Source organism: Kitasatospora sp. GP30, assembly GCF_029892145.1.
GTDB lineage: Bacteria > Actinomycetota > Actinomycetes > Streptomycetales > Streptomycetaceae > Kitasatospora > Kitasatospora acidiphila.
This window is the reverse complement of the sequence record NZ_JARZAH010000003.1, coordinates 354917-366458: the sequence shown is the minus strand read 5'-3', so window position 1 is coordinate 366458 and position 11542 is coordinate 354917. Positions and strand designations below refer to the sequence as shown.

Here is an 11542-nt window from a genome sequence, read left to right as displayed (position 1 = left end):
GCTGGGCTGGCGGCGCGGCGGCGCCGGTGCGGTGCTGGCGGGCTTGGGTCGTGCTCTCAGATCACCGGACAGATGGCGCTGGACACGCGAAGGAGATCGACGTGGAGTCGACCGACCAAGGTGGTTCCGGCGCTGGGCATGGCAAGAGACTCGCATGCCGAACTATCCCCGGTCCACCACCATCCATTATCTGGACTCAAGTGTTCCGAATAGCGGGACGAGTACCTGTCTGCCCAGGCGGCAGCGGGTGCCGGGGTGGTGCCGGCGGCGCGAGGGCCGCCGGAGGGGCGGGGGATGCGGCTGGGGGCGTGCGTTTGGACCCGCCCGATACCTTAGGGGTGTGCAGTCACCAGGTGAGATCAGCAAAACGGCCGCCGAACGGCCCACCCGGCGTCGGGGCAAGGGCGGCCGCCGAGCCGCCCGCCGGTCGACCTGGCGGGCGACCGTCTGGGCGCTGATCAAGGACACCACCAACACCTGCGTCGAGTACCGGGTGACCGGGCTCGCCGCCGAGGCGGCGTTCTTCACCCTGCTGTCGATCCCCCCGCTGCTGCTCGGCCTGGCCGGCACCCTCGGCTACCTCGACGACCTGCTCGGCGCCGGCACCATCCAGAAGCTCCAGGCGGACATCCTCTCGGCCGCCGGCACCGTGCTGTCGCAGTCCTCGATCCACCAGACCGTGCAGCCGCTGCTGAACAGCGTCTTCGCGAGCGGCCGGCCGGACCTGATCTCGATCGGCTTCCTGTTCTCGCTCTGGTCCGGCTCCCGCGCGCTCTACATCTTCATCGACACCATCACCGTGATGTACGGGCTGGACGGCAAGCGCGGCATCGTCAAGACCCGGGCGATGTCACTCGGCCTCTACATGGGTGCCCTGGTGATCGGCTCGCTGGTGCTGCCGCTGCTGGTCGCCGGCCCCGGCCTGGTGGTGAACGCGGTGCCCGGCATCGCGGGCGCGGTCAGCGCGCTCTACTGGCCGGTCGCGATCCTGCTGCTGATCGTCTTCCTCACCACGCTCTACCACCTGGCCGTGCCCGTCAGGACGCCCTGGCGCGAGGACATCCCCGGCGCGCTGGTGGCGCTCGGCGTGCTGGTGATCTGCAGCCTGGTGCTGCGGCTCTACCTGGTGCACTCGGTCGAGGGGCCGAGCGTCTACGGCTCACTGGCGGCGCCGATCGCCGTGCTGCTGTGGATCTTCGTGGTCGCGATCGCGGTGCTGATCGGCGCCGCGATGAACGCCGCGATCGACCGCCGGTGGCCCACCGTGGAGACCGCCGACGCCCGCGCCGAGCACGACCGGGCCGCCGAGCAGGCCGCCGCCACCCTGGTCCGCGAGGCCGGCGCCCGGCGGGCCGCCGAACGGGCCGAGCTGGCCCGGGTGCTCGGGCTGGCCGACGGCTACGAGGACGGCGAAGGGGACGTCGACGAGGACGAGGGCGACGACGTGCCCAGCGAGTACCCCGAGCGCTGGGCCGACATGCTGGCGCCGACCAACGTCCGCGGCCGGCTGCTCGCCGGCTCCAAGCGCCGCCGCACACCGCCGCCGCCCCCGGACAGCGACCGCCCCGGCCCGGCGGCCCCGGCCGCGCCGCCGCGGCCGGTGCACCCGCCGCAGCAGCAGCCCCAGCCGCCGCAGCACCGGGTGCACGGCGTGGCCGGCACCGCGATGCCCGGACCGGCGGCGCCCGGGCCCGCGTCCGTCCCCCCGGCCGCTCCCGCTGGCGCGCCCGGCGCCGCTGCCGGTCCGCGCCCGGCGGCGAACGTCCAGGGCGGCACCGGGGAGCCGGTGGTGGAGCGGCCGGAGCAGCCCTGGGGGTCGGACGGCCGGTTCCCCGGCGAGCGCGGGCCGGTGGACTCGGCGCTGCCCAGCTACCCGCCACGGCCGCCGTGGGAGGGGCGCTGAGCGCGGTGCGGGGCGGTCCGGAAGGCTGAGCGCGCTGCGGGGTGGCCCGGGACGGCCGAGCACGGCGCAAGGTGGCCCCGGAAAAACGGATGCGTTGGCGCGGCGCGTGCTCTAGGCTGCCGTCCGCAAGCGGTCACCAGGTAGGTGATCCACCGTCAGGGCCGGTCCTCGGCCCGGGAGCAGAAACAGGAGGTGGGCCCGATGGCTGTCACCGCGTTCGCCGCTGCCCAGCGCAGCGCTTGCCTTCACCTCCACCTCCTCCCGGTTGCCGGCTGACGATCGCTCAGCCCCCCGGGAACCTCAGCTCCCGAAGGGCTCATCCGCGTTGTTCAACGCACTCTCCACCCCTGACAACCTGCTCGCCGCCTACGGCTGGACCGACCGGCTGACCGAGCAGTTCGCCCCACTCACCGACGCCGGCCTGGTCGCCGGCCGGCTGGCCCGGGTCGACCGCGGCCAGGCCGATGTGGTGATCGCCGACCCCGAGACCGGCGCCCTCACCACCGTGCGCGCCGACACCCGACCGGTCAGCGGTGCCGAGACCATCGACAACCCGTGCACCGGCGACTGGGTGGCCGTCGACCCGCACGCCGAACCGATGGCCACCGTCGCCGCCCTGCTGCCGCGCAGCACCGCGATCGTCCGCAAGGGCGCCGGCAAGAGCTCCGACGGCCAGGTGCTCGCCGCCAACGTCGACACCGTGCTGATCGCCGTCTCGCTCGCCACCGAGCCCGACCTCGGCCGCGTCGAACGGTTCCTCGCCCTCGCCTACGAGAGCGGCGCCCAACCGCTGATCGTGCTCACCAAGGCCGACCTGGTCGACGACGCCGAGTACATCCGGGCGGACGTCGAGCAGGTCGCCCCCGGCGCCACCGTGCTGGTGGTCAGCGCCGAGACCGGCGACGGCCTCGACGTGCTGCGCGCCTGCCTGGGCGGCACCGCCGCGCTGATCGGGCAGTCCGGCGCCGGCAAGTCCACCCTGACCAACGCGCTGCTGGGCAGCGAGGTGATGACCGTCCAGCAGACCCGCGACAGCGACAACAAGGGCCGCCACACCACGACCACCCGCGAGATGTTCCCGCTGCCCGGCGGTGGCGTGCTGATCGACACCCCCGGCCTGCGCGGCGTCGGCCTCTACGGCGGCGAAGGCCTCCAGCAGGCGTTCGCCGAGATCGAGGAACTGGCCGAGACCTGCCGGTTCCCGGACTGCTCGCACCGCAGCGAGCCCGGCTGCGCCGTCCGGGCGGCGCTCGCGGACGGCACGCTGGCGCACCGCCGCTGGGACAGCTACCTCAAGCTGCAGCGCGAGAACGAGTGGATCGCGTCCCGCAGCGACGCACGGCTGGCCGCCGAGCGGGAGCGCGTCTGGAAGACGCGCTCCAAGAACGCCCGCGGCAACATCCGCCCCTGGCACGGCAGCCGCGCGCCGAAGTAGGCCCTGGGCCTGCGCGACCCCGGGCGGGGACGGACCTGACGGTGATGTCCGATTCCCGCCAGTCCGACCCGCCCGGGAGGCGCAGACTGGAGGACGTGATCGACGACGAGACCCGCTACCGGGCAGTGGACAGCCGGGACGCCAGGTTCGACGGCGTGTTCTTCACGGCCGTCACCACCACCGGCATCTACTGCCGCCCGAGCTGCCCCGCAGTCACCCCCAAACGGGTCAACTGCACCTTCTACCCGACCGCGGCCGCCGCCCAGGGCGCCGGCTTCCGGGCCTGCCGCCGCTGCCGGCCCGACTCGGTGCCCGGCTCGCCGGAGTGGAACCACCGCGCCGACCTGGTCGGCCGCGCGATGCGGCTGATCGGCGACGGCGTGGTGGACCGCGAGGGCGTCGCCGGCCTCGCCACCCGGCTCGGCTACAGCGCCCGCCAACTGCAGCGCCAGCTCACCGCGGAGCTCGGCGCCGGGCCGATCGCGCTGGCCCGCGCACAACGGGCGCAGGCCGCCCGGCTGTTGCTGCAGACCACCGAACTGCCCGTCACCGAGGTCGCGTTCGCGGCCGGCTTCGCGTCCGTGCGGCAGTTCAACGACACCGTCCGCGAGGTGTACGACCGCACACCGAGCGCACTGCGCACCGAGAGCGGCACCAGACTCGCCACCACCGCCACCCCCGGCGCGCTCAGCCTGCGCCTCGCCTACCGGGGCGCGATCGACGCCGAGCACCTGATGGACTTCCTCGCCCTGCGCGCCGTCCCCGGCGTCGAGGAGGTGGTGCCCGGCAAGCGCGGCATCCGCACCTACCGGCGGACCCTCGCGCTGCCGCACGGTCCGGGCATCGCCGAGGTCGACTCTCCCGCTCCGAGCGGGAGCGGGTCGGCCGCGCGGGGCTGGCTGGACTGCCGGCTGCGGCTGGCCGACCTGCGCGACCTGACCACCGCCGTGCACCGGTTGCGCGCGCTCTTCGACCTGGACGCCGACCCGGAGGCGGTCGCCGAGCAACTCGGCGCCGACCCGCTGCTCGGGCCCGCCGTGGCCGCGCGGCCCGGACTGCGCTCGCCCGGCCACGTCGATCCGCATGAACTCGCGGTCCGGGCCGTACTCGGCCAGCAGGTCACCGTCGCCGCCGCCCGCACCCTGGCCGGCCGGCTCGCCGCCCGCTACGGCACCCCGCTGCCCGAACCGAGCGGCGGCCTGACCGTCCTCTTCCCGACCGCCGCCGCCCTCGCCGAGGCCGACTCGGCGGACCTGGCGATGCCCGCCGCCCGGCAGAACGCGCTGCGCGGCCTGTGCGCCGCGCTCGCCGACGGCAGCGTCCGGCTGGACGCCGGCGTGGACCGCGAGCAGGCGGCCGACCAACTGCTGGCGCTGCGCGGGATCGGCCCGTGGACGGTCGGCTACCTGCGGATGCGGGCGCTCGGCGACCCGGACGTCTTCCTGCCCAGCGACATCGGCGTCCGCGACGGCCTGCGGCGGCTCGGCGCCGCCGCCGACCCGAAGGCCGCCGCCGAGGCCGCCCGCGCCTGGGCGCCGTGGCGGTCCTACGCGGTGCACCAGCTGTGGGCGCTGGCGTCGGCGGGCTGAGGGTCAGGGGTGCCGAACCCCGTTCCGGGCAACCGAGTTGGGCTCAGGGCTCCCGAGTGCTGGGCAACCGAGTTGGGCTCAGGGCTCCCGAGTGCTGGGCAACCGAGTTGGGCTCAGGGCTCCCGAGTGCCGTTCCCGGCGAGCGCTTTGGCGAGCTGCTCCAGGCCGGGCAGGGCCGCCATCACCGCGTCGTGGTCGGCGGGGGAGAGGGTGGCCAGCGCGGCGGCGATCCGGCGCTCATGGGCGTGCTGCCAATCCGCCAGCTGCTGGTGACCGGCCGCGGTGAGCGCGATCCGCGCGGTGCGGCGGTCGCCGGGATCGGCCTGCCGGTCCACGAACCCGGCCTCCAGCAGCTTGCCGACCAGCCCGCTGACCGTGTTCGGCGCCAGCCGCTGGCGGGCCGCCAACTCGCCCACCCGCAGCGGCGCGGCCGCCAGCGTCTGCAGCAGCTCCACCTGCGCCATCGGCAGCGACTCCCACGGGTAGTCGGTGCGGATGCTGCTGCGCAGGGCCCGGCGCAACCGGGTGACCACATCGGTCAGCCGCTGGGCGCGTTCGATCGCGAGCGCCTCGCCGGAGGCGCCGGCGGAGTCGGGGTCATCGATGGGTGTGCGGTGGGGCGCGGCTGACATGGCCGACAGCGTATCCCGTGAACAGACGGGGTCTCAGTCGGCGTTCCGCCAGCTGAGACCCCGTCTCACGATCGCCGTCCGGTGATCACATGTCGGCTGATCACATGTTGGTCGAGTCCGGGAGCGGCTTGGCTCCGCGCTCGGCCAGCATGTCCGTCATCAGCTGGATCTCCGAGCTCTGCGCCGTCACCATGGACTGCGCCAGCCGCTTCTCGGCAGCGTTCTGCGCCACGTCCACATAGCCCTGGGCCATCTCGACCCCGCCCCGGTGGTGCTGGATCATCAGCTGCAGGAAGAGGACCTCCGCGTCCTTGCCGCTGAGCGAACGCAGCTGGTCCATCTGGGCGTTGGTGGCCATGCCGGGCATCAGCGAGCCGTCGTGCGCCTGGTAGCTCATCGGCATCTTCATCCAGGCCATCGGCTGGGCCGCCGAGTTCTGGGTCAGACCCCACTGGTCCAGCCAACCCATCATCATGCCGCGCTGGTTGGCCTGGGTGTTGATGATGTCGAACGCGAAGTTGCGCACCTCGTCGTTGCCGGTGCGGTCCCGGACGATGAACGACAGGTCGATCGCCTGCTGGTGGTGCGTCGCCATGTCACGGGCGAAGCCGGCCTCGGGCGAGTCCGTGGCCGGGGCGGCCGCCACCGTGCCGGAGGCCGAGGAGCCGCTCGCCACCAGCGCCGGCACCCCCAGGCAGAGCGCGACCGTCGCCGCCAGCGCGGCCGGCCACCAGAGCGTGCGGCGCCGCTTGACCGGCGTCGCCGCCGGCTCGTCGACGGACTCGTCGAGCTCCGCGAGCTCCTCGGGCGTCAGGTCGTCGTCGCTCATCACATCTGCCCATCGCTGCAGGACGCGCCGGGCTCCTGGGTCTGCGGGCCCTGCACGTACTTGGTGAAGAACTCGTTGACCCGCGGGTCGGTGGCGCTGTCCACGACCAGCTGGGTGCCCCAGGCACTGAGCGTGATGGTGCCCGACTCGGTCGGGTACGGGCTCATCATCGAGTACTGGGTCGCCTTGACCTTGTCCGAGAGGACCTTGATGTCGCTCGGGGTGGCCTTGCCGTTGTACGTCACCCAGACCGCGCCGTGCTCCAGCGAGTGCACCGCGTGCTCGTTCTGCAGCGGCTGGGTGTAGACGTTGCCCATGCAGGTCTGCCAGACCGGGTTGTGGTCACCGCCGACCGGCGGGGTCATCGGGTAGTTCACCGTGCCCTGCACGTGGTTGCGGGTCAGGTTGTCCCAGGTCTTCACGCCCGGGATCGGCGCCTTGGCGGCCGCCGCCTTGGCGTGCTGCTTGTTCTGCGCGTCGACGATGATGTACGTGCCGCCGGCGATGGTGCCCGCGACCAGCACACCGGCGATCGAGAAGGCTATGACCTTCATCCGCTTCTCGCGGCGCTGCTCCTCGGCACGCAGCTTGGCGATCCGCTCGCGGCGGTCCGCGGCGGCCTGCTTGCCCGGCCGCACCTTGTTGGAGCCGGACGAGTTGGTCTGCTGGGAGGCGGAACCCACGGAAATCTTCCTTGTCCCCGCCGGCGGTAGGGCGCGCGGCGGCATGAGAGGTAAACAGGGCAGGGCGAGACCGCAGGTCAGCCGCGTGGGCCGGGGCGCCGACGGGAGCCGGTGCCACGGCCGCAGGGGCCGACTGCGGGGGTTCCGCTCAGGGCCGATTGACCTGGAGCAGGTGAAGATCAGGAGTGGGGGCCGGCCAGGCCGCCGCGATCACCGGCACCGTCACGGGCGCGGGGCGGGGCGGGACCAGCCGGGGCAGCGCGGCCGCGACCGGCTGCGGCGGGGCGTTCGGCAGCTGCGCCTGCTGACCGCACCACGAATCGCCGGAGCAGCCGTGGCCCGGGCCGGGCAGCGGGGCCTCCTTGGAGCACCAGGCCTTGTCGAACGGCACGGAGTGGGTCCGGGCCGGAGCGGCCGCGGGGGCGCTCTGGGTGGCGGTGCCCCGGGCGGCGCTGCTCTGTGCGGTGCGGTTTCCGGCCGTCCCCGGGGTGGTCCCGGCGGCGGAGCTCTCGGCGGCGGGACCCGGGACGGGCGGCACGGCGGCCAGGGCCGAGCCGGCGCAGGGGAGTGCCACCAGCAGGGCGGCCAGCAGACCGATCAGGGACAGGGCCCATGTCACACCACCCGGGCGGCGCGCGAAAGCGACGCTCCCCGGGGCGGGTTCGACAGGTCCTGGCGCGGTCATGCGCACATATTAGTCAGCCGAATGGGTGAAATGGTCCCCCTGTTAGGGAGCCAGTTTCGGTTTAATCCGATGCTCCGGCTGTTGGCCTGATCCCTACGAAACCCCGGACAGCGCGCCTGCCGGTGGGCAGAATGACCACTGCCCGCCACCCGTTGCCCGTGAGGAGTCGCCAGATGACCGACCAGGGTGGTCCCACCTCGACGAGCTCGGCGGACGCCTGGTGGGGGCGGGTCTATGACGGACCGGCCGGCCGGCTGCCCGACACCCCCGAGGCGGAGGGCGGGAGCGAGAGCGTCGACGAGTGGTTCGACTCGATCGCCTCGGTCGTCGGACTGATCGGCCGTCAGCGGGACAGGGACGTGGTCGACGCGGCGGAAGCAGTCGAACCTGCTGAGCCCGTCGAACCTGTTGAGCCCGTCGAACCTGCTGAGCCCGTCGAACCTGTTGAGCCCGTCGAACCTGCTGAGCCCGCTGAGCCCGCTCCTCGGGTGTCCCTCGTCCCCACTCCCCGGGTCTCCCTCGTCAAGCCGCCCCGCACCCCCAGCACGGCACCGCCGCCACCCGCGGCCCGACCGCCCGCCCCCGCCCCGCACGTCGGAACCCGCCCGCCGACCTACAGCCCCGAACCCACCCTGCTCCCCGCCGCCCCCGAGCAGCTCGCCGCCGTCGTCCCGGACACCGCCCTCGACGGCGCCCAGTACCCGGGGCTCACCCTGCGCGCGGCCTCGATCCGCGGCGACTCCGCCCGCTACCGGGGCGAACCCCGCACCGACGCCCTGCTGCTGACCCGGTTCGGCGACGGCCCCGACGGCCTGCTGCTCGCCGTCCTCGGCAGCCGGGCCCGCCCGCCCGCCGCCGTCGACCCGCGCACCGCGCCGCCGGCAGGCACCGCGCCCGAGCTCGACCTCGGCGCCGCCCCGGCCTCCCACGCCGTCCACCAGGCAGCCACCCACCTCGCCGAGGCGGTCGGCCGCAGCCGCGCCGAACTCGCCGCCGACCTGCGCGCCGGGGCCCGCGACCGGCTCCGCTACGGCCTGCAGCGCCTCACCGCCGGCGCCGCGGCCGGCCTGCGCGGCCCGGCCCCGCACACCGCCGGCGCCCTGCACTGCCTGCTGATCTCCCTCGATCCGCAGGCCAGCCACCGCGCCGCCTTCGGCCTCGGCCCCGGCGGCCTCTACCTGCTCCGCTCCGGCCACTGGATCGACGCCTACGCCGCCCGGCTGCTGCACCACCCCGACGGGCAGGACGACCCGGCCCCCGAGCCGCCCGAGCCGCGCCCGTTCCGGTTCCGCCTGGTCCCGGCCACCCCCGGGGACATCCTGCTGCTCTGCTCCCCGGGCCTGGCCGACCCCGTCGCCGAGGAGCCCGCCGTCGGCCACTTCCTCGCCACCCACTGGTCGCACCCCCACCCACCGGGCACCGTGGACTTCCTGCGCCAGATCCAGGTCCGCGCCAAGGGCTACGCGGACGACCGCACGGCCGTCGCCCTCTGGGCAGACTGACGGTACGTCAACTCTCCTCGTCCGCGCTGATTTCCTCGTCCGCGCCGATTTCCCCGTTCACACCGAGCAGCGCCGCCGCCACCGCCCGCACCCGGCCCAGCGACCGCTCCCGGTCCGCACCCGGCAGCCCGATCGCCAGCGGCACCGAGTACCCGTCCAGCACCGCCCGCAACTGCTCGGCCCGCTCCGCCGCCGCCCCGCCCCGGAACGCGCCGGCCGCCACCCCCTCCTCGATCAGCGCCTCCAGATCGGCCTGCCACGGCGCCTCGATCTCCAACTGCCCGGCCCGCAACTCCGCACTCGCGGGCGACCGCCCCCACACCTCCACCCACAGGATCCACCGCGGATCCCCCGGCCCGTCCGCCAGATACAGCTCCGCATACGCCCCGAACCGCTCCCAGGCACTCACCCCGGCCCGCCCGAGCTCCGCCCGCCGCCGCTCGCCGAGCTGCTCCTCGCTCCACCGCAGCGTCTCCAGCAGCAACTGGTCCTTGCTGCCGAAGTAGTAGAGCAGGTGCCCCGCACTCATCCCCACCTGCTTGCCCAGCCCCGCCATGGTGAGCTTCGCCAGCCCGTGCTCAGCGATCGCCGCCATCGCCACGGCCAGCACCTCCTCCCGCGGTCTCGCGGGCCGCCGAAGACGTGGCGCGGTCATGGTGGGGGCTCCTCGGGGTGGACCTGTGGGGGACTGCCCAGCTTACGGCGCGGGGGTGGAGCTTCCGTTCCGACGTCCGTTCCGGCGTCCGCTCCGACTTCCCACGAGAGGACGGCCCGACTTCCCGCGAGAGGACGGCACCCGTTCGGCCTAACGTTGCGGCAAGAGGGTTCGGTACGTCGGCGATTCGGCTTACCTTGCTGGTGGATCTGGTGGTCCGTCAGGGGAGGAGGCTTCCGTGAAACTGGTGACCCGTGCCGAATGGGGCGCCCAACCGCCCAAACAGCCCTGGACGTATGTCGCGAGCACTCAGGGCGTGAAGGTCCATTACGAGGGTGATCCGGTGCCCGCGGATCTGGTGAGCCATCACGAGTGGTGCGCGGGCCGGGTGCGCGGCATCCAGGCGGCGCACATGGCTGACACCAGCCAGGGCTGGATCGACATCGCGTACACCGCGGTCGCGTGCCCGCACGGCTACGTCTTCGAGGGCCGCGGGCTGCACCACGAGACCGGCGCCAACGGCAACCAGCCGCTCAATCTCGCGCACTACGCGGTCTGCGGGATGGTCGGGAACTCGGGCCTCACCCAGCCGAGCGACGACATGCTCAACGGCCTGCGGGATGCCATCGAGTGGCTGCAGCAGCAGGGCGGCGCCGGGCCCGAGATCAAGGGGCACCGGGACGGGTACCCGACCGACTGCCCGGGTGGCCCGCTCTATGCCTGGGTGCAGCGTGGTGCCCCGCGGCCGGGTGGGGGCGGCGGCTCCGGGGGTGGGGCTGCCGCGCCGCCCTGGCCCGGGGAGTACCTGCGGCTGCAGAGCCCGCTGCTCAACGACGACAACGTCCGCACCTGGCAGCAGCGGATGGCGGAGCGCGGCTGGCCGATCAGCGTGGACGGCTGGTACGGCGCGGAGAGTCAGAGCATCTGCGAGCAGTTCCAGCAGGACTGCACCGCGCACGGCTGGCCGCTGACCGCGGACGGCATCGTGGGTGAGCAGACCTGGAACGCGGCCTGGCAGCGCCCGGTGTCCTGAGCCGCCCGCAGGGGAGTTGACGCTCCGTCCGGTGATTGTCAGTAGTGGGCCGTAGGGTGCCGCCATGACCAACGCACCTGTTCACAGCGTCGACCTCGAGCCCTGGGGTGAAGGCGACTTCTGGCTGCTCGAACGCAACAACACTCCCGAGATGACCGAGCACCTGGGCGGTCCGGAGACCGCGGAGCAACTGGCCGCCCGGCACCAGCGGTATCTGGCGCTCGGGGAGCGGGGGCGGATCTACCGGGTGGTGCTGCCCGATACGGGGGAGACGGCCGGTTCGATCGGCTTCTGGGAGCACGAGTCGAACGGTGTCATGGCGTGGGAGGCCGGCTGGTCGGTGCTGCCCGATTTCCAGGGGCGGGGGGTCGCCGTCGCGGCCGCGCGCGCCGCTGTCGAGGCGGCGCGCGCCATCGGGACGCACCGCTATCTGCACGCGTTCCCGAGCGTCGACCACGCGGCGTCGAACGCGGTCTGCCGCAAGGCCGGGTTCGAGCTGGTGGAGACCATCAAGTTCGAGTACCCCAAGGGGAGTTGGATAACGTCGAACGACTGGCGGCTGGACCTGCTGGGGGAGTGAGGCGACCGCCGGCAGG

At 73.7% G+C, this 11542-nt stretch carries 12 protein-coding genes; 6 read left to right on the top strand and 6 right to left on the bottom strand.

Annotated elements, in window-relative coordinates:
* Positions 1 to 56: 56 nt before the first annotated feature.
* On the bottom strand, positions 57 to 140 hold the full coding sequence (locus P3T35_RS40385; RefSeq protein ID WP_329492070.1) for a putative leader peptide: 84 nt from the start codon (positions 138 to 140) through the stop codon (positions 57 to 59).
* A gap of 200 nt (positions 141 to 340) precedes the next feature.
* On the opposite strand from P3T35_RS40385, the gene P3T35_RS07550 reads away from it, so the two are divergent.
* From P3T35_RS07550 to P3T35_RS07540, 3 genes are all read left to right on the top strand, one after another.
* Positions 341 to 1903: a YihY/virulence factor BrkB family protein gene (locus P3T35_RS07550; protein ID WP_348533401.1), complete on the top strand. Its 1563-nt coding sequence runs from the start codon at positions 341 to 343 to the stop codon at positions 1901 to 1903.
* 325 nt (positions 1904 to 2228) lie between these two features.
* Complete coding sequence (gene rsgA / locus P3T35_RS07545; RefSeq protein WP_101379783.1) at positions 2229 to 3338, top strand: ribosome small subunit-dependent GTPase A; 1110 nt, start codon at positions 2229 to 2231, stop codon at positions 3336 to 3338.
* Between the two features lie 44 nt (positions 3339 to 3382).
* Positions 3383 to 4927 (top strand): AlkA N-terminal domain-containing protein, encoded by a 1545-nt coding sequence (locus P3T35_RS07540; protein ID WP_101379782.1) that lies wholly within the window; start codon positions 3383 to 3385, stop codon positions 4925 to 4927.
* Between the two features lie 113 nt (positions 4928 to 5040).
* Here P3T35_RS07540 and P3T35_RS07535 read toward each other — a convergent pair whose 3' ends face one another.
* The 4 genes from P3T35_RS07535 to P3T35_RS07520 form a co-directional block, all read right to left on the bottom strand.
* Entirely contained in the window at positions 5041 to 5559 is a 519-nt protein-coding gene (locus P3T35_RS07535; RefSeq protein WP_101379781.1) for a MarR family transcriptional regulator, read from the bottom strand.
* A 100-nt stretch (positions 5560 to 5659) separates the two neighbouring features.
* Positions 5660 to 6388 carry a DUF305 domain-containing protein gene (locus P3T35_RS07530; RefSeq protein WP_101379780.1) on the bottom strand — a complete coding sequence of 243 codons (729 nt, stop codon included), beginning with the start codon at positions 6386 to 6388 and terminating at the stop codon, positions 5660 to 5662.
* Positions 6388 to 7071 (bottom strand): DUF3105 domain-containing protein, encoded by a 684-nt coding sequence (locus P3T35_RS07525; protein WP_280704718.1) that lies wholly within the window; start codon positions 7069 to 7071, stop codon positions 6388 to 6390. The genes P3T35_RS07530 and P3T35_RS07525 overlap by 1 nt, the downstream gene beginning before the upstream one ends.
* Positions 7072 to 7219: 148 nt before the next feature.
* A complete protein-coding gene (locus P3T35_RS07520; RefSeq protein ID WP_143676779.1) occupies positions 7220 to 7756 on the bottom strand; it encodes a hypothetical protein in 537 nt (178 codons plus the stop codon).
* Between the two features lie 173 nt (positions 7757 to 7929).
* Between P3T35_RS07520 and P3T35_RS07515 the strand changes: the two genes are divergently transcribed.
* A complete protein-coding gene (locus tag P3T35_RS07515; protein WP_280704716.1) occupies positions 7930 to 9258 on the top strand; it encodes a protein phosphatase 2C domain-containing protein in 1329 nt (442 codons plus the stop codon).
* Positions 9259 to 9265: 7 nt separating this feature from the next.
* Here P3T35_RS07515 and P3T35_RS07510 read toward each other — a convergent pair whose 3' ends face one another.
* Positions 9266 to 9913 carry a TetR/AcrR family transcriptional regulator gene (locus P3T35_RS07510; protein WP_101379776.1) on the bottom strand — a complete coding sequence of 216 codons (648 nt, stop codon included), beginning with the start codon at positions 9911 to 9913 and terminating at the stop codon, positions 9266 to 9268.
* A gap of 238 nt (positions 9914 to 10151) precedes the next feature.
* Here P3T35_RS07510 and P3T35_RS07505 point away from each other — a divergent pair, with 238 nt between their 5' ends.
* Both P3T35_RS07505 and P3T35_RS07500 read left to right on the top strand, forming a co-directional pair.
* The gene (locus tag P3T35_RS07505) at positions 10152 to 10946 is read left to right on the top strand and encodes an N-acetylmuramoyl-L-alanine amidase (RefSeq protein WP_101379775.1); all 795 of its coding nucleotides are present in this window, start codon (positions 10152 to 10154) and stop codon (positions 10944 to 10946) included.
* Positions 10947 to 11010: 64 nt separating this feature from the next.
* Positions 11011 to 11526, top strand: a complete 516-nt coding sequence (locus P3T35_RS07500) for a GNAT family N-acetyltransferase (protein WP_101379774.1) — start codon at positions 11011 to 11013, stop codon at positions 11524 to 11526.
* Positions 11527 to 11542 lie beyond the last annotated feature (16 nt).